This window comes from Fibrisoma limi BUZ 3, from assembly GCF_000296815.2.
Classification (GTDB): domain Bacteria; phylum Bacteroidota; class Bacteroidia; order Cytophagales; family Spirosomataceae; genus Fibrisoma; species Fibrisoma limi.
The window spans coordinates 415,567-437,408 of sequence record NZ_CAIT01000009.1 but is presented as its reverse complement, the minus strand read 5'-3'; the positions used below and the strand labels follow the sequence as shown (position 1 = coordinate 437,408).

The window sequence follows — 21,842 nt, the reverse complement described above, 5'->3', positions numbered from 1 at the left end:
TCGTTGGATAATGCTTTTTAGTGGATAAGTGATTCAACCTGAACACGTAGCAGAAATGAGGAAAAAAGGCCGGTTGAGTCAGGTTGTAATGATAGCGATGGTTAGCCGACTGATGCAAACCAGGCGGCCCTGTTCATCCGTGATCCGAATGTCCCAGACGTGGGTAGTACGGCCGATATGTATTGGTGTGACGCGTCCATAAACCCAGCCCTCGCGAACGGAGCGAATGTGATTGGCATTAATTTCCAGCCCAACGGCCTGCTGTTTGGTTGGGTCGGGCAGCATCATATAGGAGGCTACACTGCCCAGCGATTCCGCCAGAACGACAGAAGCCCCGCCGTGCAAAATGCCAAAGGGTTGGTGGGTACGGGCATCGACCGGCATCCGGGCAATGAGATACCCTTCGCCAGCTTCGGTAAACTCAATGCCCAAATGTTTGACGATGGAGTCGTTATGAATAAATTGAAGGTTAGCTAATTCGAAGCCCGCTTTCATTATGAGGAGGTTTTGCGTATTTTTGCACCCAATTTCTATGGAAGACAAAGCTAACGGCTTGCGACAAAAAACCATATATCTGATTCGTCATGGCGAAACAGATTATAATCGGCGTGGAATCGTACAGGGCAGTGGGGTAGATTCTGATCTGAATGACATGGGCCGTGCCCAGGCTATGGCGTTTTTTCAGGCGTATCAGCATGTCCCTTTCAGTAAGATCTACATCTCATCACTCAAGCGGACGTATCAGACGGTGGAGCCATTCATCGAGTTGGGGCTTCCCCATGAGATCCTGCCTGGGTTGAACGAAATTAGCTGGGGGGTGATGGAAGGTAAGGTTCCCAACAGCATCGACAACGAGTATTACCGGAACCTGATCGAAAGCTGGGCTGCCGGGCAAACCAGCATGACAACCGACGGCGGAGAAAGCCCTGAGGAGGTGGCGGCTCGTCAGAAACCGGCTATCGATACCATCCTCTCGCGGCCCGACGAAGAACCGGTGCTGGTAGCTATGCACGGCCGGGCCATGCGCATCCTGTTGTCGTGGCTGACGGGGCGTTCGCTGGCCAACATGGATCAGTTTGAGCATAGTAACCTCTGCCTGTATAAGCTCCGCTATGAGTACGATACAAAGCAGTGTGTCATCGAACAGGCTAATGACAGTACCCACCTGCTGACACTAGCCCTGGCCTGAGCGGATACCTTACTACGTTACATACGTTTGTATCTTTTTCTTATCATTCGATACGTAACGTTATCGAGCTATTTTCCCGCTGGTGTATTTTACAGACTCATTAGGACTAATTATTGTACATTCGCTTATTAACCGAAAAAGGGTTAAGTAAGGAATGGAAACTTCAAAGCAGAAAATATATTGGTTTTGCCAGATTTTCGGGTGGACGCTCCTCATAGGGGTAGAGTACCTGACTTATCTGCTGGATTTTGGTTTTCAGCCCGATACATTGTATCTGGGAATTGCCAATATCCTGCTCGGCATTACCCTGACCCACCTGTACCGGCTGATGATTAAGCGCTGGAACTGGGTGCGGTTGCCGTTTTTCCGGTTGGCACCTCGTGTGCTGGTATCTGTGCTCGTGTTGTCGATGGTCATGACGGTGGTTAACCTGCCGGCCGATCGACACCTCATGCCCGAACTGTTCGTTAACGAGCCCGCCGTTGTGTTGGGCTACTTGTTGAACTTCGGCAAGACCATGCTGACGTGGGTACTGAGTTATACGACGTACCATTATTTTGAACAAAGCCGCAATGCCGAGATTGAGCGAATTTTGCTTAAAACCTCTATTCGTGAGACCGAGGCTAAAGTACTCCGGTCGCAGTTAAATCCGCACTTCGTTTTCAATGCGCTGAATAGCATTCGGGCGCTGGTGTACGAAAATCCCATCAAAGCCCAGCAGGGCATTACGCAGCTCTCCAATCTGCTCCGAAACTCACTGCTGGCCGACCGGCGCAAAACAGTCGAGCTACGCGAGGAAATCAAGACCGTTGAGGATTATCTGGCCCTTGAGCAGGTTCGCTACGAAGACCGGCTCAAATCACGTATCGATCTGGACGCCCGGACGCTTTACTGGCAGGTGCCGCCTATGATGCTCCAGACCCTGGTTGAGAACGCGATCAAGCATGGGGTGTCAAAGGCCGTGGGTGGTGGGTTCGTGGAGGTGCGTTCGACAGTGATCATCCGCGACGATGCATCGGGAGGCTCCCGCAGCAACAATACTGATCAACTGCATATTATCATCCGGAATACCGGTATACTGGGCGACAAAGAAGCATCGGGCGGATTCGGGTTGAAAAATACGTCGCAGCGGCTCGATCTGCTTTATGGACCTGAGGCCAGTTTCGATATTGTGCAGGAAGACGATAACGTCGTTCGGGCCGACATCATCATTCCAATTCAATCAGATACTATTTTTCGAAAAACGGCCGATCAGTCGCTGAGTCAGTAAAGTAGCCGCCTTCGCTACGTAGCTGATAAAGGTCTCATGACGTAGAACCCGGCTCGTTGACCGGCAGCCTGTCACCCGTAAAACCAAACTATGAAAACACTTATCATTGACGACGAGCGGCTGGCTCGTAATGAATTACGTCGTTTGCTGGATAACTTTCCTAAAATCGAAATTATTGGCGAAGCGGCCAATGCCGACGAGGCCCTGACCATGATTGAAGAGATGCAGCCGGAATTGCTTTTTCTGGATATTCAGATGCCGGGTAAAAACGGATTTGAGCTGCTTCAATCCATCGAAGGTAAAACGCCCGAAGTTATTTTCACTACCGCCTACGACGAATACGCCATTAAAGCGTTTGAATTCAATGCCCTCGATTATCTGCTCAAACCAGTAGAACTGGCCCGACTGTCGGAGGCTATCCATCGGGTTGAGGAAGAGCAGCACAATCATGAACCTGCCGCAGCGCCACGCGATATTACCGCCAAGATGCTCGGCGAAAACGATCAGGTGTTCGTTAAAGACGGCGAGAAGTGCTGGTTTGTCAAATTAGGCAAAGTGCGGCTGTTCGAGTCGATGGGCAACTACGTTCGTTTGTACTTTGACGATCAGAAACCACTGGTGCTTAAGTCGTTGAATGCGTTGGAAGATCGGCTGGATCCGGCTACGTTTTTCCGCGCGAACCGCAAGCATATTATCAATTTGCAATGGATTGAAAAAATCGAACCCTGGTTTAGTGGTGGCTTGCTGGTGACTTTACGCGGGGGCGATAAAATCGAAATTAGCCGCCGACAGGCAATCCGGTTTAAAGATTTACTAAGTTTGTGATAATCTGGTGATACGTGTTATGGAGATGGTACTAATCACCTGATAAATTGTCTTTTACAGCCCTAAAAAGCGGTCTTTGTAAGCGGCCGGTGTTGTTGCATGAGGTATTTTCTATGGGCTTTTCTACTCGGGTCTTCCATATACTGGATAGCTTGCCACGCCATTACGAATTCGAATCCACCCGTTCTGGAGCCACAACGATACGATTTCGCCGGCGAAAGTAAGTGTGATACGGCAAACCGCCGGGGCATTACCGTAGCGGTAACGTATTTTCAGTTGCGCGACGACTCAGATGGAGCCAGCGCCATTAATGCAACCCTGCGTGGTCTGGCTGCCAAAAGCATCACAAGCTGGCTTGATAGCGCTACCATCGCTCAACACCCCGATGCACAGACGGATTTGAATAAAGCGGCTACGTTGCTGGCAGCCAGCTACGATAGCATGGCCAATGACATTGGGGCGCTGGGCGGGTGCTGGGAATTGCAAACAACGGGCGATACCCTTCACGCTACACCAAAAATCCTAAGTGTGAAAGTGAGTACCTACGCCTACACGGGTGGGGCTCACCCAAATTCCAGTACCAGTCTGTATACCTTCGACAGGGCGACTGGCAAGCCGCTGGCCCTGGCTGATTTGGTCACTGATACAACGGCCCTGATTAGCATTGTTGAGAAAGCATTCCGAAAGCACCAGGAACTGTTGCCGCAGTATAACCTAGAAGAGCGCGGCTACTTTCTGCGGGACGGCAAATTTTTTCTGCCGGCCAATGTGGGGGTAGTTCGCGATGGTTTACTGTTCTACTACAATCCGTACGAGATTGCCGCTTATGCCGTAGGGCCCATTGAAGTGACAGTGCCCTACAGCCAGTTGCAGGCTATTCTGAACGACGACTGGCAGGCCGATTGACTAATCTTGTTTTGCTTTTTTCAGGTTACGTACTTCCCAGATCGCATCCAGCGCCTGTGAGATTAACGTAGCAAACTGCTGAAAGAGAACCTCATCATCTTCATTGAAGTTGGTTTCTTCCGGGCCGGCTTCGTATTTGTCCGACAACTGGATCAATCCCCAGTTCTTTCCCTGCTTGTCAACAAGTGGTGTAGCCATCCAACCCCGCATGGGCGGATGTTTATCGCTTTCTGTACCGAAATTATGCCAGTGAGGATGGGCTTCCAGCTCAGCCTGCGTATACCGAACTAACCGATTATACTCCAGTAACCAGGCATGGGTGCCAAAGCCGACGGCCGGTGTCTGATAATCGGCCCAGGCACTGTACTTCTCGGACAGCGAGAAATACTTACGGACGTAGCGCCAGTCTTTGTCAATAACGATGGCAATAGCGGCCTGATGGGCTCCAATGAGGGTTCGTACCAGTTCGACCGCGTTGCTGAGTATCTGGTTAGCTGACTCAGCGAATTCCTCATCGATCGCATCGGGTTCGGGCATCAGTGGATTTGGCGTTGCACCAAATACGGTATTCTGACGGTAGCTATTTTCGTTTCTCATCAGACAAATTTGATCTTGTTCAGGGCAAAGAAGGTCATCTTCAGCAGCAACCAGCCATGCTTAAACCGAGAAATATTGGTTTCGCCGTAGGTACGGGCACGGTATCGGATCGGAATTTCAACGAACTTCAGATTGAGCTTAGCGGCTCCGAAAATCAGGTCAAAATCGCCGAACGGGTCAAAGTCGCCGAAGTAGGAGCGGTTGGCAATCAGCCGTTCGTAGTTGGCTTTGGATAATACTTTGGTACCGCAGAGGGTATCTTTAATGCGTTGGTTAAGTAGCCACGAAAACGCAATTGAAAAGAACTTGTTGCCGATCAGGTTCAACGTCCGCATCGCTTCTTTCTCCATTGGATAGACCAGCCGGGTCCCGTTGATGTACTCGCCCTTACCCGTTGCAATGGCGTCGAAAAACTTGGGCAGGTCTTCGGGCGGTACGGTCATATCGGCATCCAGAATCATCAGAATATCGCCGGTTGCCATAGCGAAACCCTTTCGAACAGCATCCCCTTTACCTTTGCCGTCCTGCTGGACGCACTTCATGTCGCGCAGATGCCCGTACTGCTGGCAAACCCGGTTTATTTCCCCCCAGGTATTGTCGGTCGAGTTACCTTCCACAAAAATCAGCTCGGTATGCCGACCCATTTTTGGGGTACGGTTTACAATGGCTTCAATGTTACCCAGTTCATTACGGGCAGGCACAATCACGCTAACGGTGTAGTCATAAGCTGGTTTAAGCCCCTGTACACTCCTTGCTACGATGAACGTAAGCAGCCCCAGGCGGTTAATCAGCGGCAGATTGACTACGTAGCGATTAAGCAGCCAGGACAGGATGGGAATGTAGCGGGGCAACAGGATTTTTCGACCCGTTCGGACAACGTCAAGGTCGGCCACTTCCAGCAGATTGGTAATATCCTGCCGGTCGAGCCAGTTCTGCCGTTCTTCGGGCATCTTCAGCCGCATGGCTTCGGCCAGATTGAGAACCGGCGTCCACAGAAAATTCTTGTAGGTAATGATGATACGCGTATCGGGCCGGCAAACGCGGTGTAGCTGAGCAAAAACCTGCTGTACGTCGTCAAAAGCGCCAATGGTATCGCTAAGAACAATATAATCAAACTGCTCATCCAGAATTTCCAGGTTTTTGGCATCGCCGACGAGGAAGGTATACGCTGGATATTGCTGTCGGGCGTGCTCAATAAAGTTTGGATTTAGATCAATGCCGACGCCGTGGGCAGGGCGAAGCTGGTTAAGAACATATCCCGTTCCGCAGCCAATTTCCAGCACTGAGCGATTTTCGGGAACGTTGTAGCGTAAGAACTCAAGTAAGTTCTTGTAATAAAAGCGATTACGCCGTATCCAGCGGTCGCGTTCCAGGCCGTTCATGGTGGGTATCGTTAAATGATTAGGTAACCAATAGTGTAGGTAGATACTTACGCAAGTATAAAAAAAAGAAACATTCAGTTGTTGTGGATTGAGAATTCGGTAGATACAACCTTAAACTATTAAGTTTGCGCTCAGCATTAATACCGCCCATGCAACGCTCAACTTACTGGATCGGGCTATTGCTGCTCGCTTTTTTTGCCTTTAAACTACTACGCTTCCAGACGCTCGCTTATACGTACAATGATATGTACGCGTTTTTGCAGATGTCGTGCAGCTGGATGGATGGACGCCCGTTCATGTATGAGAATATCTGGGGCTATCATCACAAAATTCATAATTACTACACGGTAGTATTATGGGGGCCGCTCTGCCGGGCGTTCGGCGTCTATGGCCTGTTTGCAGTGCAGACGCTGCTGCTGCTGGTCAGCTATGGGCTGGCTAATGAACGGTTGGCCCGGCGGGATGTACCGACCTGGGCGCGCTATGCCTTTTTGGGGGTGATGTTACTGGGGCCGGTTTCGTTCTGGCTCAACGATCACCCAAATATTGGCTGGCATACCGAACTGACCTACCTGCCGGCAGCTATCCTGTTTGCACTGGCCCTTGTTGAAACAAGCCGCCCGGCTACGATAGTGGCAGGGCTAGCCGTCGTGCTGATTAAAGAAGATGGTGCCATCCTGGGAGCATTAATTCACCTTACGTACGAGGGAGTCAGGTTCGTGCATGGTCAGCCAAAGCGTCCGCTGTGGCAATGGCTGGCAACGCCCCGATTCTGGCTGATCGGGTTAGGCTGGGGAATCGTATTCGTTGTGGGTATGGCCTGGCTGGGTTACAAAAACAACTTTGCTGAGCCCCGGCTGCAACAGGCTCTGAATCTGATTGAGACTAACATTGGGACGTTGCCATTCTGGCGGCAAACGCTGCTACTGGTTGGGCAGTCGGTGCTGCTGCTCCTGCCGGTGCTGGGGTTGCTGTTTTGGTTTGGCAGTGCGCTGGGAAGCCCCGTCGTCAGCAACGTTCTGGTGATGTGGCTTGTCGGAATCCTTGTGCTGACAGGCCTGAATTTTGTGCAGAGTTCCCACTATTACGGTCAGCCGTTGTTCAATCTGGTTTCACTGACCTGGCCCCCCCGATTCATACTATTGTGGGCGTTTTCGGCCGCTTTTCTGACAATCCTGCTGTACGAAATGGGGGGGAGCTTTCAACCTGTTGTGAAGCTGCCCCTGGGTTTGATAGGCGGGGGGCTGCTGGCGTTACAGGTGCCGCTGTTGTACCTGGCTCGTCCGGATTTTCCCTCTCCCCGCGAGTGGGCCGCTACGTTGCGGGGGCGGTATCATGCCGAAAAAAATCCGATGTATCTCCAGGCCGGAGACCTGGCCGTTGTCCGTTGCCTGGCCGATCGGTTGCCGCCCCGTTCCAACGTTTTTGCGTTTGATTTTCTGGTACCTTTTTTTCACCGGCACTACGGCATCTGGCCAACGGGTAATCAGTATCGCCCGGCCGATGTGGCGCTGCTGCCCATTGACGATCCGCAGGGATTACGGAAGGTACTGCCGATGCGGCAACCGTATCAGGTCATTCGGCTTACGGCGTATAACCTGTACGTTTCGGCTCCTTACGAACGTGCCGTAAAACAGTGTATTCGTTGACAAAACGGCCATTTGCCCCAAAAATTAGTTCTGTTAATAATCACTACATTACCCTGAAGGGATTTCGGTTGCCTATGATGCGTAGATGGATTGGTTTGACCATCGTGAGTAGCGTGCTGCTATTACTTTTTCTGGCCTTTAAAGTCATTCGGTTTCAATCTCTTTACTACACCTACAACGACATGTATGCGTTTCTGCAACTGTCGTGTAGCTGGATGGACGGCCGTCCGGTGCTCTACGAGAACGTATGGGGGTACGACGACCGGATTCATAACAATTATGCGATGCTGCTGTGGGGGCCGCTGATCTACGTACTAGGCGCTTATGGAGCGTTTATTGTGCTGATTGGTTTGTACCTGCTTAGTTATACGTTGCTGCTTCGGGAGATGAGCCGACGTACCACCGGCTGGTTTGCGTGGGTGGCCCTGGTCGTACTGCTGTTCGGGCCGGTCTGGTTCTGGTTCAATGATCACCCCGGTTTCGGCTGGCATCCGGAGCTGACGTACTATCCTTTGTCTGTGCTGTTTGTGCTGGCGCTGTTCAATGGACGAACAGGATGGTTTCTGCTCACTGCGGCTCTGATCGTGCTGGTTAAGGAGGACGGGGCGTTGCTGGCCGGTGGTATCCACCTGGCCTATTTATGCGTGCAATACGTACACCGGGCTAATCGATCCGTTTTTGGTATTCTGGCTCGTCGTCGATTCTGGCTCATTCTGGGGGGATGGGCGGTTTTGTTCGTGGTGGGTATGCTGTTTCTGTCCTATAAAAACCACGCGGCTGAGCCCGAACCCCGCTTACAACAAGCTCTACAGGTGATCAGGGACGGTATTTATCAGGCCGATTTCATTGCCCGGAACCTGCGCCTGTTTTTGAACAACTTCCTGCTGTTACTGCCCTCGATCCTGCTGCTGGTATACGTACTCTATCGCACTGGGTTTCGGCAGGCGGGTAGTCTGCTGCTGATCTACGCTGTGGCGCAGGCGGCCCTGCTGGCGTCGAACTGGGTACAGGGGTCACACTATTATGGCACCAATCCCGCGTTCGATCTGGTATCGCTGACCTGGCCACCCCGGTTCGTACTGATGTACGCATTTTCGGTGTGCTACGTAGCTATCGTATGGCTGGTATTCAAAGATGAGGTAGTGCCGGCACCCTCCTGGCAACCCGTGGCGCTGGCGGTTGGCTTATTTGCGGTTCAGCTACCGATTGTACATTTTGCCCGTTCCGATTTTCGGCTCGATACCATCTTTCATGATACATTTACGTATCGGTATGATCCACAGAAGATGCCGTTGCTACCCGATTCGGACGTAGCTGTGGTTGAGCAACTAGCGAAAACCATTCCGGCTCGTTCCAATGTATATGTGTTTGATTTTCTGATTCCGTTTTTTCACAAACATTATAACATCTGGCCAACGGATAAACAGTGGGAAAGAGCCGACGTGGCCATTATCCCTAACGACGATTTTCAAAAACTGAGCGACCGGTTGCCCCGGGTGATGAAGCAGCCCTACCGAGCCGTTCGGTTAAATACGTATACCATTTACGTGACCCCGGCCTACGAAACGTACCTGAAACAAGCATTGCCATGACCATCGACGAATTCACTGCCACGCTCGGGCAACCTCAGCCCCCAGCGGGTCTTCACCCGATTCTTGAAGCGCTCTGGTATGATGCCGGCGATCAGTGGGGCAAAGCTCATGATATTGCGCAAAGCCGCGAGGGCGTGGCCGATTATGACCGCTTGCATGCATACCTCCATCGGAAAGAGGGCGATCAGTGGAATGCCGGCTATTGGTATCGTCGGGCCAAAGCACCGGTCTTCAGCGGTTCGCTGGAAGAGGAGTGGCGGGACCTGGTGAGTCACTATCTTTAAACGCAAGGGGCGCCAAGAAGACGCAAGGCTCGCAAGGAACAATACTTATTTCCTCTGCGAACGCTACGTTTTCTTGACGCCCCTTGCGTTTAACTAAACCTTACGCTTCGACTTCGTCGCGCAGGATTTCCTTAACGTCGGTCAGCGGTAGACCGAATGCATCAGCTACGCCTTTGTACACCACTTTGCCATCCACTACGTTGAGACCCAGTTGCAGGTCCATGTTGTCGCGGCAAGCCTGCTGCCAGCCTTTATTGGCCAGTTGCAGCGCGTAGGGCAGCGTTGCGTTCGTGAGGGCAACCGTACTTGTGTAGGGCACTGCACCGGGCATGTTGGCCACGCAATAGTGTACGATGCCGTCAATGATATAGGTCGGATTTTCGTGTGTGGTCGGCTGGCAGGTTTCAATGCAGCCACCCTGGTCAACGGCTACGTCGACCAGCACCGTACCGGGCCGCATCAGACTCAGCATATCGCGGGTGATAAGGTGCGGAGCTTTGGCTCCCGGAATCAGTACCGCCCCTATGATCAGGTCGCATACCTTAATCATCTCGCGGATATTGTATTCGTTCGACATCATCGTCTGTACGTTCGACGGCATGATGTCCGACAGGTAGCGCAGACGCGGCAGGCTGATGTCCATGATCGTTACGTGCGCGCCCAGACCGGCAGCCATCTTGGCGGCCTGTGTGCCGACGATACCACCGCCCAGAATCAGGACATTGGCTGGTTTTACACCTGGTACGCCACCCAGCAGAATACCCCGGCCTTTCAGCGGTTTTTCGAGATACTTAGCCCCTTCCTGAACTGCCATACGGCCGGCTACTTCCGACATTGGAACCAGCAGCGGCAGACTACGATCGTTTTTTTCTACAGTTTCGTAGGCAAGGCAAACAGCACCTTTAGCCAGCATAGCCCGCGTCAGTTCCTCCGACGAAGCAAAGTGAAAGTAGGTGAACAGCAGTTGATTTTCTTTAATCAGACCATATTCCTGCGCGATCGGCTCCTTCACCTTCATGATCATTTCGGCGATGCCGTACACGTCCTCGATCGTGGGCAGCATCTGTGCCCCGGCCGCAATGTACTCCTCGTCTTCGAACCCACTGCCTTCGCCGGCATTGACCTGAACGTATACCGTATGTCCGTGCTTGCGCAGCTCGGCCACACCTGCCGGGGTTAAAGCCACCCGGTTCTCATTGTTTTTAATTTCTTTGGGAACACCAATAACCATGATGCTGAATGAGTTTGAAGGTATCAATAAAGCAAAACTAAATTGATGGTATAAATTTTCTAAGAGTACCTATTAATTTAGGAAACTGTATGTAATTTCAGCTGCATAGCAGGAATTTGTTCTTACTATTGCAGAAATGTTGTCCGGCCACCGTAAAATTTCCGTCATCCCCGACAATGGATAAAATTGATCGTCAGATTCTGGCTTTGCTGCAGGAAAACGCCCGCCTGACTATCCAGGAAATCGGGCAGCAGATCAACCTGTCGAAGACACCGGTCCACGAGCGAATCAAGCGGCTCGAACGCGAAGGATTCATCGACCGATACGTAACGATTCTCGATAAGAAAAAGCTGGGTAACCTGCTGATGATTTACTGCCAGGTAACACTCGACAAACAGACGCGGGATACGTTTGCCGACTTCGACGCGGCTATTCGTCAGTTGCCGGAAGTGCTCGAATGCAACCGGGTGTCCGGTACGTTCGACTACCTCGTTAAGATCATCAGCCAGGATATGGAGTCTTACAATCGGTTTTACCAGGAACGGCTGTCGGTCATTCCGGGCATCCTGCACATCAGCAGTTTTTTTGTGATGGCCGAAGTGAAAAATTCGACGGTAGTGCCGATCTGACTGTCAGTAAACGGGTACCATTTCCCCGTGGGTTTGCCGCATAACGCTCGTAAGAGCGGGTCTGAACGTCCCAAATACGCTGACGGCCGCTTCCGATAACCACCTGTCGCCGAATAGGCGCTGGACCGTTCGGCCAACCCACAGCCGGCGCGCAAACCGTTGCGACCAGGCCGACTGGTAGTGGTTTTCCAGCGCCGACCGCGACAACTGGTCCGCCAGGAAAAGATTGGCCAGGCTGCTGACCAGTTTGGCACCGTGGATCGCCATCGCCATGCCGTTGCCACAGAGGGGTGTAATGAGCCCAGCCGAATCGCCGACCATCAGAATGTGGTTTTCGATGGCCTGTTTGGCGGCAAACGATACCTCATTGATCACCTCCGGTTTTTCATATAAGAAGTCGGAGTTTGCCCAAACTGCTTTCAAATGCGGATTCTGATGGAGAACAGCCGTTTCCATGTCAGGGATATTACCGAACCGTCGGATATTATCGCGAGTAGTCAGGTAGCAGAGACAATATTTATTGTCTTCAATGGCCGACATGCCGCAATAGCCGTCCGGAAAGTTATGCAGAGCAATCAGGTCAGTCGGAAAATCGGTCCGGATGTGATATTTGACGCCAATGTAGGGCGACGGCTGGTTCATGAACGCCCGGTTAAAGGTTTTGTCCAGCTTCGACCGTTTGCCGAAGGCCCCGATGACTAACCGACTGGTCATCGTATCACCATCGTTCAGTGTGACGATGAAAGCCTCATCCGTAAAGACAATATCATCGACTGTTTTTCCGAGCACAAACTGAACCCCTGCCTCTTCACCGAGTTTAAACAACTCATAATCCAGCGTGTAGCGGCTGACGCCGAAACCGCCCAGGTCGAGCGGAGCCCGCAAAGAGCGTCCCGACGGTGCCGACAGCCAGAACTGTCCAATAGAGGCCACTCCCAGCGCTCCCAGGTCAACGCCAAGAGACTGAAGATAAGACTTTACCTCGTTGGAGACGTACTCGCCACAAACCCGGTGAAACGGATACGTTTTGCGTTCGATCAGCGTTACACGGTGCCCCGCCTGCGCGAGTTCCAGAGCGCTGACAAGGCCCGCCAGCCCACCACCGGCAATGATGACATCCTGCATAGGCGCTACGGACTCTATATTCTTTATCCGACTGATTTGGTTTATCTATCTACAAACTGCCTGTGCTAACAAACGGTTTGAAAACCCACTGACTACGGATACATTTGTTCTATGCCTACCTCTTTCCATAACCTTCTGACTGACTGGCAGCAGCGTTACAGCGTGTATACAGAAGCCTATACATCGGGGCAACAGTCATTTATACCTAATCTGTTACCTCAAACGGCTGTGCAGTTTCCGGTGTACCAGACGCTGGAAATCCTTCACAAGCGACTTGGGACCGATAGGCTGCGACGGGCGCTGGACCCATCCGAAACCATCGCCAGCCCCGTTGCCGACCAGCCCGATGGCACCTGGCTAAAACGTAGTAACATGGTCGGCGTCAACGTACGGACCATTGGGTCATTCTGGAATGTAGTCAACTATGTTTTCACCCTACCAGCCGGCCACGACAGTATTCACCTCCTGCCGATCTGGGAGCCGGGTGTGGTTGGTAGTCTGTACGGGATGGTGAGCTGGCAGATAAATCCCGAATTTTTCAGTGTTGAGCTGGCCCAGGCGGTTCCCGCTTTGAACACCGTTGAAAAACAGCTTAAAATCGTTGTCAATCTGCTGCATACAATGGGCCGAACGGTAGGCATGGACGTAATTCCGCATACCGACCGTTTTTCAGAAATTGTACTGGCTTGTCCGTCGCTGTTCGAATGGGTACAACGCGAAGGGGCTACGATGACCAGCCACTCGGCTACACTGTATCGACAGGTGGAAGGCGCGATCTGGCAATACCTGAAATTTTACGGAGCCGCCGACGGAACCCCCCTGACGTTTGCCAAAGACTTTTTTTTCTCTCAGGATATAAGTATCCTGACCGACGAACAGCGTACGCGTATTCTATTTGGCCATCCGAACGATTACGGAGGGCGACTCAGCCGACGGCTTGAGCTGATCCGCTACCTGACTGCCCAGGGCTTTGAAACCCTACCTATGACGATGGCACCACCCTACCGGGGGCTGCATATCGATCCGACCGACTACGTCCTCGACGACTTCGGGCAGATCTGGTATCAATACGCCTTCGATAAGCCCGAAACGATGTCGCGGGTGTTCGGGCCACTGGCCCGGTATCGCTTCTATGAGCCAGAAAACGATAACCAGCAGTGGGCGCTTGACTTCGACCGGCCCAATCACCCGGCCTGGGACTACGTTTGCCATAAATACCACGATTGCCAGCGAGCCTACAACTTCGATTTTATGCGGGGCGACATGGCCCATGTCCAGATGCGGCCTGAGGGGGTTCCGCTAACGCCAGGTCCCTTTTACGACCCGCTGCGGGCCATTAAGCAGTATGTCCGGCAGCATGGCACACCACATTACGCGTTCTTTGCTGAAACGTTCCTGGCTCCGCCCGATACAATGGGCTACGGCGACGAACTCGACCACCTGGAAGCCATCGAGGCCGACTCAACCCTCGGCGATCTGCAATCGACGGTAATAGGATCACCTTTGTTTGTCGATCGCTTCCAGACGTACTACCACTGGCTAAAGACGCGTCAGTTCGCGCCCAATTTTACCGTAATGACGGCCGACAAGGACGATCCCCGATTCGATGAGTTTTACCGAACGGGTAATCTATTCCGATACTTTACGGCCCTGTTCCTGACAGATATGCCCAGCTACGTTGGATTGGGTTTCGAGGTGCGTAACCTGCACGAACAGCGGGGGGCTAATGAAGAATACACAAAGCTGTATGTGTTTCGGATTGAAGATGACCGGCAGCCAGATAAAGTGACGCACGGACCATTCGAATGGGGGCAAAACGCCGATCAATTTGTCATAATTCAACGTATGCGGCAACTGGCGGAGCAAATCTGGCCACAGATTACCGGCAAACGAACGCAGTGGTTGGTTGCCCCGGGCGAAGCCGACTACGTTGTCTGGACCCATGAAGAAACATCGGGGTACGTATTTGCCGCGGCCATGACAGGCGCTTTACCTGATACGTTGCCAGGGGAACTCGCCAGTAATCGGCTGTTCGACGAAGCTCAGTGCAGAATCTATCAAACGGTATTTTAGCCTTGACGATCAGCTACCATATAATAAACGCTCTGTTTACATACAAATAGCTCGGATTTATCATCAGTGCACCTCCGCAGGATAAGTGAATAGTAATTATTCGGTATGTTTTTCGTAAATTTGTTAAACATGCTGATTATTTGGCAATATCTTCCTCTTACAATAGAATATACTATGGCACTCACTTATACCGTACAAAATGTAGGTCGGTTTGTTGGATGGTTAAGTTTTATTGGGATTGTGGGAGTTATGCTGACATACCAGACAATTCTACTGAATGAGTTCTTTCCGTCGGGTGTTGAGAAAATGATGGCCTGGATTACCAGCCGGGTTATATTGATCATGGCCATCGGATACGGGTACATGATAACCCGCTGGTACACCCGACTTAGTACAAAACCGTTTTCGGCATCGATTGTCCGGTTCGCGCTACACATTATGAGTATGACGCTGGCCGGGGTGTTTATCTACCTGATCACCGGCGATAGTACGTTCATCGGGTTGGTTCTGGCCGTTGTAGCCTTATTGTCCGTTTGGCAGCTACGGGGACGATGGGTGGCCTTACTGGTGGTTATCCTGCTCCTGAATCTACCGATCCAGATCAGCCGGTGGTATCAGGCAAACCAGAATTTACCTTTGCCTACGTCGGAGCAGGTGAATCAGTTTGAGCAGAGACAACGGCAATCCCGCCAGATGCGGCTGGCCGAAACGCAATTCTGGATTGATCATAACTATAGTGCTCTGGCTGAGTACCACGCAACAGTTTGGGACCAGCGGCTGCTGAGCGACCTGCAAACGGGTCGGTGGATGTCGTTGATCGGAATGGTATTGCTGGGCATGATTTTCCGGCGCTGGCGGGCTATGCTTGCCCTGCTGCTGCAAAACGGCTTTGTAGCCGTAGTGGGTTTTTGCGCCTTAACGACCGTGCTGGAGCTGACGTCTGGTCGTAACTACGCTAACACGTTACGGCTGTATTTTGATAGCCTACGGTATCCAGGCTATTACGTCTTCGGGGTTCCCGATGCACTCTATCTGACCGTTGCCGAAGCCTCCTGCCTAAGCATGGCTGTGTTGGTTGGCACCGGACTATGGCTGCTGTCAGGTCGGCTGAACGGTCTTCGGTTGCCGCTACGTGGTAAGGTGCTGCTCCGTCGGCTCTGAGTGATACTTGTAGAAGCCGCCCCGTCGTTTTCAGCCTTGTTTTCCCCCTTCCTTGCTACCTTTGAGGTATGAACCGCAACCTCTCGGTCGGTCGTATCTACGATGGCCTGAATTTTTTCGGTAAATTGACACCGAAGCGTGTAGCCAATGCGCTGAAGGTTCTTTACAGCTACTACGCAGCCCGGCAAACCGGTAAGGTCGCCCGGCCCGGTCTGCCCATGTCCGTATCATTCGAACCAACTACGTCGTGTAACCTGCGCTGCCCCGAGTGCCCAAGTGGACTGCGCTCTTTCACCCGCCCAACGGGTATGCTGGGTGAGGAACTATATAAGCGTACGATCGACGAACTGCACGAAACGCTGCTCTACCTGATCTTTTATTTTCAGGGGGAGCCGTACCTGCATCCCCAGTTTCTGGACCTGGTTCGCTACGCCACTGAGCGTAAGATATATACCGCTACGTCGACAAACGCCCATTATCTGACCGATGCCAACGCCCGCAAAACAGTAGAGTCCGGGCTCGACCGGCTGATCATTTCCATCGACGGCACTACCCAGGAGGTATACCAGCAATATCGGGTAGGGGGTAAGCTGGAGAAAGTACTTGAAGGCACCCGCAACATCATTCGCTGGAAAAAAGAATTACGTTCGCGGACACCCCACGTCGTATTCCAGTTTTTGGTCGTGAAGCCAAACGAGCACCAGATCAATGAAGTCAAAGCGTTGGCGCATGAGCTGGGCGTGGATGAGGTAGCGCTGAAAACCGCACAGATTTACGACTACGAACACGGCTCAGAGCTCATCCCGACCATTGACCGTTACAGCCGCTACGCTCCGCAGCCTGATGGTACCTATGCGATCAAAAGTGGTCTGGGAAACCATTGCTGGAAGATGTGGCACTCGTGCGTTATTACGTGGGATGGAGGGGTAGTCCCCTGCTGCTTCGATAAAGACGCCCACCATCGGCTAGGCGATCTGCAAACCCAGTCGTTTGGTGAACTCTGGCATAGTTCGGCATATAATGATTTCCGCCAAACGCTCCTGCGGTCCCGCTCCGAAATCGAGATGTGCCGCAACTGCACCGAAGGGGTAAAGGTGTGGGCGTAAGCTGCAATTCAGTTAGGAACCGTAAACAGAAAACCGTAATCCGAACACCGGATAATCATGCTCGACTTTCGTCTGAAGGTTTTTTATACCGTAGCCAAGCGGCTGAGTTTTACGAAAGCAGCGGCTGAGTTATTTATTACGCAGCCTGCCGTTAGTAAGCACATCCACGAACTGGAGCAACAGCTTAGTACTGCACTGTTTGAGCGGAAAGGCAACCAGATCAGCCTGACGCCGGCCGGCCAGATAACCCTGCGCCATGCCGAAGCCATTCTGGCTACGTATCGCCAACTGGAATACGACCTGAACGCGCTAAAGGGTCAGTATGCCGGTTTGCTGCGGCTGGGAGCCAGCTCTACTGTGGCGCAATACGTCATTCCGCCCGTACTGGCCCGGTTTCATCAGCAATATGCCGACGTGAATGTATCGCTCTTAAACGGTAACACCCAGCAGATTGAACACGAGCTGCTGAGCAAGGACATTGAATTGGGAATTGTGGAAGGGCGCACCCGCCATCACGATATCCGCTATACGTCTTTTGTCCAGGACGAGATCGTGCTGGTTGCGAAGGCAGATCATCCGCTGGCCGGCCGCGACGAAATTACCCTTGACGAACTGAAAGCCCAGCCGCTTCTGCTGCGGGAGCGGGGCTCCGGAACGCTGGAGGTTATTGAATATGCATTACGTCAGGTCGGGGTGCGCCTGACCGACCTGACGGTAGAAATGTATTTGGGAAGTACCGAGAGCATCAAAGCCTACCTGACGCAATCGTCGTGCCTGGCGTTGGTATCAGTATACGCCGTAAAGAATGAACTTCAGGCTGGTGTACTACGGGTGCTGGATGTTGAGGGGCTTACCATCCGGCGTGATTTTTACGCTATTCAACTACAGGGGGCAAATGAACAGCTAGCCGAGACGTTTCTGCGCTTTGCCCGGCGTCATTACGCCGACCTGACTCAGCCCGGAATGCGAAAAGACCGCCACTAAGCCATTACTGGTATTTATAAATAATCACGCCGTGCAGAACAGGCTGGAGTTTCTTGGCGAGCTGGTCCATGTACAGGAACCCCAGGCGCTGCGACGAAGCTTTGCTGGTCGTGTATTCGACAGGGATGTAGCTCACGGTTTGAGACCCGCTTGCAGCATTCTGCATTTTACCCGTCAGTTTAACCAGACCTGCATTGACGGATAGAAAACCTTCGAAAACAATCGGTTCGTTTCCGCCCGACGACTTATCCTTTGCCTGGAACGATACCAGATTTCTATCGACAGAAAAGGAAATGGATTGGTCCGTCAGGACGTTTGCGATTTCAGTGAGGGCTTCCTTATCGGCAAGGCTGGTGCCGAGCAAGATCATGTTGGCCCCTTTGAAGGGGGTATACTGGCCGTATGAGTACGTCGAAAGGATACACATAGACGCAAGCAGCCAGTAGTTCAGTTGTGAACGTAGTGAGTGTTTCATGTAGGTTCGAAAAGTGAGATAAGCACGTACAAACGTAAGCGAGTCAGGGACAGCAATACGCCGACAGAACGCCGTGGATCAGCCGGAGAAAATGATCGTAAGCTTAGACCAGAGGAATTTTATTACGTAGGAACCGGAAAGCCAGAAACGTGTAGAGCGAAAAGCACGATACTTCTAAAACCGCTTCTTGAAAGTTGTTCTTGTATACGCCGGTTTTGACGTCCTGTACTATGTCAATCAGTGCAGCACAGTACCCCAAAAAACAACCAATCGTGCACATAACCCCGAGAATAATTAATGTTTGCCGCATAGCCAATAAGGATAAGTTGCTGATTTCTGTGTCAAAAAATTTCAGAATGAAGGTTGGTGCCCGATCATTCAGACAACTTTACTGCCAATTAGGATAGGAGTATGTTTCTTATTTTGCGGCTTCGTAAACTTGTGGAAGAAGAACGCGCTTCTTACCTGCTCTAATGGGGAATTTGTAGCAGGACTATTTGTCAACAACAATTTTTACAGACGCAAGCATTCATATGATTTGGAGCTTGTGTAGAAAAGGTTCCACACAATGTGAGTCATTTTATCTACTACCCTGTAGGTTGCAAGAGTGTTAACCTGTATACATTATAATATGATATAATATTTATAGGATGAAACGGTTGGTGAGAATGTATAAGTCTCTGGTTTAAAGAGTAGGTTAGCTAAAAGATTATTTCTGTGAAACATTCCGTGGAACATTACTTGGAATCGTGAAAACTATCCGGCATATTTGGGACTGCAACGTACAAACCCATGGGTAAAGTCATTGCTATCGCCAACCAGAAGGGGGGCGTCGGTAAAACCACCACAACAATCAATCTGGCCGCCAGTTTGGCAGCTCTTGAGTTCAGAACGCTTATAGTCGACGCTGATCCTCAGGCCAATTCGACATCTGGATTAGGCTATAATCCTAAAGAAATTGAGAGCAGCATCTATGAGTGCATGGTCGAGGGCGTGCGTCCACAGGATGCCATCATCCAGACGGATTTTCCCAATCTGGACCTGTTGCCGTCGCATATAGACCTGGTCGGAGCAGAAATCGAGATGATTAACCTTCAGAACCGGGAGGATAAAATGAAAATCGCGCTGGGCTCGATCCGCGACGAGTATGATTTCATTATTATCGACTGTTCGCCGTCCCTGGGTCTGATTACGATCAACAGTCTGACGGCCGCTGATTCGGTTATTATTCCGGTTCAGTGCGAATACTTCGCGCTGGAAGGACTGGGTAAGTTGCTCAATACGATCAAGATTATTCAGTCTCGGCTAAATACGCATCTGTCCATAGAAGGTATCCTGCTGACGATGTACGATCTGCGGGTACGGTTATCGAATCAGGTAGTCGGTGAAGTAACCGCACACTTCCAGCAGATGGTCTTTAATACAATCATTCCGCGTAACATCCGGCTGAGCGAGTCGCCCAGCTTCGGCGTACCAGCGCTGGCGCAGGACGCCGATAGCAAAGGAGCCATCAGCTATTTAAATCTTGCTCGCGAAATCCTGGCTAAAAACGGGATGATGCCACAGGAAACCGTTTAATTAGTCAGTAGTACGTCATCGATTAACAGGTTCATGAATTTTAAGGGATAGCTAGCGGTGGCAGCTTTTGACAAAAATCTTTCCTCATGGACAACACCAATACCAAAGCGCCGAATAAGAAGATGATAGGATTGGGCCGTGGCTTAGGCGCCCTGCTGCAGGACAGCGATTCGGTGAACCGGCCGAGTAAACCCTCGCCGTATGAGTCCATCAGTACGATGACCGAAATCAGCCTGACGCTGATTGAAACGAACCCGTTCCAGCCGCGGACCCGTTTCGACGAGGAAGCGTTGCAGGAACTCGCTGATTCGATCAAAGCACAGGGCATTATTCAGCCGATTACGGTTCGGCAGTTGGGTAAGGATCGCTATCAGCTGATCTCGGGTGAGCGCCGTTTGCAGGCATCCAAGATCGCGGGGCTGACGCATATCCCGGCGTACGTCCGTACGGCCAACGATCAGCAGATGCTCGAAATGGCGCTGATCGAAAACATTCAGCGCGAAAACCTCAATTCGATTGAAATTGCGCTCAGCTACCAGCGGCTCATCACCGAGTGTAGTCTGAAGCAGGAGGAACTGGGCGAACGCGTGGGCAAGAATCGGACAACCGTCAATAACTACATTCGGCTGCTTAAACTGCCGCCGGTGATACAGGCTGCGCTGCGGGATAATAAAATATCGATGGGCCACGCCCGGGCTATCATCAACATCGAAAATCCTGATACGCAGATCCGGTTGTTCAACCGCGCCATCGACGAAGATTGGTCGGTCCGCAAGGTTGAAGAAGCCGTTCGGAATCTGGGCGATGGCGACGAGGACCAACTACCGAGTGCCCGGCGCGTTACGTTGCCCAAGCAGGAGATGCGCAGCCTTCAGTTCAAGCTTTCTTCGCTGTTTGGTACCAAGGTGTCCATTAAAGCCGACGAAAAACATAAAGGCGAGATTAAGATTCCATTCACATCGCAGGAGGAACTCAACAAGATTCTGGAAGTGCTGAATCATACGGCAGCTTAACAGCCGCTCAGCGCGTTAAATTATCTTAAACGCGTAGGAGTAAAGGCCAAACCTGCCGCTGATTCCGTTTTCCTGCTATGAAGCATTTTGTTCACCTGACTCTCGTTACCTTATTCTGCATAGGTCTGACTACGACGAACAGTACGGCTCAGGTCGGTAACGCTCCGGTAGCCATTGATACGCTACCACCGGCAACTGTTCCGGTATCTCCAGTGAAGGTAGGCGAATCTGAGTTAATACCTGTAGCCGATTCCGTAGCACAGATAGCTACTGATACGTTGCGGGTCACACCGACGCAGCAGGCGAAGATTCGTAAAATTGTTCCCCGTAAAGCAACGATCCGGTCGTTACTGGTACCAGGTCTCGGCCAGATCTATAACCGGCAGTACTGGAAACTACCATTCATTTACGGCGGACTGGCGGGAGCCATCATTGCGTTCCGATGGAACCAGGATCTATATAATCAATACGTATCAGGTTATCGGGAAGCGTTCAACTCCACTTCCAGTAAAGTGGCCGTTGTGCGGGGGCAGGTGCTGAGTGTAGACCAGTTAAAGCGGGCATCTGACCAGTTTCGACGGCAGCGGGATCTGACCGTTATCCTGACGGCTGCCGGTTGGGCCCTCAACGCGGTTGAGGCTAACGTAGCGGCACACCTGAAAACCTTTGATTTGTCGGACGATTTAACCTTAAAAATTCATCCAAGTATTCAGCCGACGGGCGGGCTGGGCATAGTGCCGGGCGTTCGGCTGGCCATGACATTCAATTAATGA

Annotated in this window: 21 protein-coding genes; 15 read left to right on the top strand and 6 right to left on the bottom strand. The window is 51.7% G+C overall.

Features of this window, described 5'->3' with window-relative positions; genetic code table 11:
- Positions 1 to 78 precede the first annotated feature (78 nt).
- Positions 79 to 495: a hotdog fold thioesterase gene (locus tag BN8_RS21350; RefSeq protein WP_040006413.1), complete on the bottom strand. Its 417-nt coding sequence runs from the start codon at positions 493 to 495 to the stop codon at positions 79 to 81.
- 37 nt (positions 496 to 532) lie between these two features.
- On the opposite strand from BN8_RS21350, the gene BN8_RS21345 reads away from it, so the two are divergent.
- The 4 genes from BN8_RS21345 to BN8_RS21330 all read left to right on the top strand — a co-directional run bounded on the left by BN8_RS21345 (position 533) and on the right by BN8_RS21330 (position 4,190).
- Positions 533 to 1,189, top strand: a complete 657-nt coding sequence (locus BN8_RS21345; protein ID WP_374755534.1) for a histidine phosphatase family protein — start codon at positions 533 to 535, stop codon at positions 1,187 to 1,189.
- A gap of 154 nt (positions 1,190 to 1,343) precedes the next feature.
- The gene (locus tag BN8_RS21340; protein WP_009284014.1) at positions 1,344 to 2,459 is read left to right on the top strand and encodes a sensor histidine kinase; all 1,116 of its coding nucleotides are present in this window, start codon (positions 1,344 to 1,346) and stop codon (positions 2,457 to 2,459) included.
- A gap of 90 nt (positions 2,460 to 2,549) precedes the next feature.
- Positions 2,550 to 3,284 (top strand): LytR/AlgR family response regulator transcription factor, encoded by a 735-nt coding sequence (locus tag BN8_RS21335; protein ID WP_009284013.1) that lies wholly within the window; start codon positions 2,550 to 2,552, stop codon positions 3,282 to 3,284.
- Between the two features lie 99 nt (positions 3,285 to 3,383).
- Positions 3,384 to 4,190 carry a PdaC/RsiV family protein gene (locus tag BN8_RS21330; protein WP_009284012.1) on the top strand — a complete coding sequence of 269 codons (807 nt, stop codon included), beginning with the start codon at positions 3,384 to 3,386 and terminating at the stop codon, positions 4,188 to 4,190.
- Here the strand turns inward: BN8_RS21330 and BN8_RS21325 are convergent, their stop codons facing one another.
- Both BN8_RS21325 and BN8_RS21320 read right to left on the bottom strand, forming a co-directional pair.
- The gene (locus tag BN8_RS21325; protein ID WP_009284011.1) at positions 4,191 to 4,787 is read right to left on the bottom strand and encodes a GAF domain-containing protein; all 597 of its coding nucleotides are present in this window, start codon (positions 4,785 to 4,787) and stop codon (positions 4,191 to 4,193) included.
- Positions 4,787 to 6,169, bottom strand: a complete 1,383-nt coding sequence (locus tag BN8_RS21320) for a glycosyltransferase (protein WP_009284010.1) — start codon at positions 6,167 to 6,169, stop codon at positions 4,787 to 4,789. Before BN8_RS21320 ends, BN8_RS21325 begins: the two co-directional genes overlap by 1 nt.
- Before the next feature lie 149 nt (positions 6,170 to 6,318).
- On the opposite strand from BN8_RS21320, the gene BN8_RS21315 reads away from it, so the two are divergent.
- From BN8_RS21315 to BN8_RS21305, 3 genes are all read left to right on the top strand, one after another.
- Positions 6,319 to 7,818: a glycosyltransferase family protein gene (locus tag BN8_RS21315; protein WP_009284009.1), complete on the top strand. Its 1,500-nt coding sequence runs from the start codon at positions 6,319 to 6,321 to the stop codon at positions 7,816 to 7,818.
- 74 nt (positions 7,819 to 7,892) lie between these two features.
- Positions 7,893 to 9,410, top strand: a complete 1,518-nt coding sequence (locus tag BN8_RS21310) for a glycosyltransferase family protein (RefSeq protein WP_009284008.1) — start codon at positions 7,893 to 7,895, stop codon at positions 9,408 to 9,410.
- Positions 9,407 to 9,694 (top strand): hypothetical protein, encoded by a 288-nt coding sequence (locus BN8_RS21305; protein ID WP_009284007.1) that lies wholly within the window; start codon positions 9,407 to 9,409, stop codon positions 9,692 to 9,694. Before BN8_RS21310 ends, BN8_RS21305 begins: the two co-directional genes overlap by 4 nt.
- 100 nt (positions 9,695 to 9,794) lie before the next feature.
- Here the strand turns inward: BN8_RS21305 and ald are convergent, their stop codons facing one another.
- Entirely contained in the window at positions 9,795 to 10,925 is a 1,131-nt protein-coding gene (gene ald, locus BN8_RS21300; protein ID WP_009284006.1) for an alanine dehydrogenase, read from the bottom strand.
- Positions 10,926 to 11,101: 176 nt separating this feature from the next.
- Between ald and BN8_RS21295 the strand changes: the two genes are divergently transcribed.
- Entirely contained in the window at positions 11,102 to 11,554 is a 453-nt protein-coding gene (locus tag BN8_RS21295; RefSeq protein WP_009284005.1) for an Lrp/AsnC family transcriptional regulator, read from the top strand.
- Between the two features lie 3 nt (positions 11,555 to 11,557).
- Here BN8_RS21295 and BN8_RS21290 read toward each other — a convergent pair whose 3' ends face one another.
- Positions 11,558 to 12,679: an NAD(P)/FAD-dependent oxidoreductase gene (locus tag BN8_RS21290; protein ID WP_009284004.1), complete on the bottom strand. Its 1,122-nt coding sequence runs from the start codon at positions 12,677 to 12,679 to the stop codon at positions 11,558 to 11,560.
- 111 nt (positions 12,680 to 12,790) lie between these two features.
- Here BN8_RS21290 and BN8_RS21285 point away from each other — a divergent pair, with 111 nt between their 5' ends.
- The 4 genes from BN8_RS21285 (at position 12,791) to BN8_RS21270 (ending at position 18,003) form a co-directional block, all read left to right on the top strand.
- A complete protein-coding gene (locus BN8_RS21285) occupies positions 12,791 to 14,752 on the top strand; it encodes a hypothetical protein (protein ID WP_009284003.1) in 1,962 nt (653 codons plus the stop codon).
- Positions 14,753 to 14,926: 174 nt separating this feature from the next.
- Complete coding sequence (locus BN8_RS21280; protein WP_144051789.1) at positions 14,927 to 15,913, top strand: hypothetical protein; 987 nt, start codon at positions 14,927 to 14,929, stop codon at positions 15,911 to 15,913.
- A gap of 68 nt (positions 15,914 to 15,981) precedes the next feature.
- Positions 15,982 to 17,019: an SPASM domain-containing protein gene (locus tag BN8_RS21275; RefSeq protein WP_009284001.1), complete on the top strand. Its 1,038-nt coding sequence runs from the start codon at positions 15,982 to 15,984 to the stop codon at positions 17,017 to 17,019.
- A 57-nt stretch (positions 17,020 to 17,076) separates the two neighbouring features.
- Entirely contained in the window at positions 17,077 to 18,003 is a 927-nt protein-coding gene (locus BN8_RS21270; RefSeq protein WP_009284000.1) for a LysR family transcriptional regulator, read from the top strand.
- 4 nt (positions 18,004 to 18,007) lie between these two features.
- Here the strand turns inward: BN8_RS21270 and BN8_RS21265 are convergent, their stop codons facing one another.
- A complete protein-coding gene (locus BN8_RS21265; protein WP_009283999.1) occupies positions 18,008 to 18,478 on the bottom strand; it encodes a hypothetical protein in 471 nt (156 codons plus the stop codon).
- A gap of 792 nt (positions 18,479 to 19,270) precedes the next feature.
- On the opposite strand from BN8_RS21265, the gene BN8_RS21255 reads away from it, so the two are divergent.
- The 3 genes from BN8_RS21255 (at position 19,271) to BN8_RS21245 (ending at position 21,839) form a co-directional block, all read left to right on the top strand.
- Positions 19,271 to 20,056 (top strand): ParA family protein, encoded by a 786-nt coding sequence (locus BN8_RS21255; protein ID WP_009283998.1) that lies wholly within the window; start codon positions 19,271 to 19,273, stop codon positions 20,054 to 20,056.
- 86 nt (positions 20,057 to 20,142) lie between these two features.
- Complete coding sequence (locus BN8_RS21250; protein ID WP_009283997.1) at positions 20,143 to 21,069, top strand: ParB/RepB/Spo0J family partition protein; 927 nt, start codon at positions 20,143 to 20,145, stop codon at positions 21,067 to 21,069.
- 77 nt (positions 21,070 to 21,146) lie between these two features.
- Positions 21,147 to 21,839: a DUF5683 domain-containing protein gene (locus BN8_RS21245; protein ID WP_009283996.1), complete on the top strand. Its 693-nt coding sequence runs from the start codon at positions 21,147 to 21,149 to the stop codon at positions 21,837 to 21,839.
- The last annotated feature ends 3 nt before the right edge of the window (positions 21,840 to 21,842 follow it).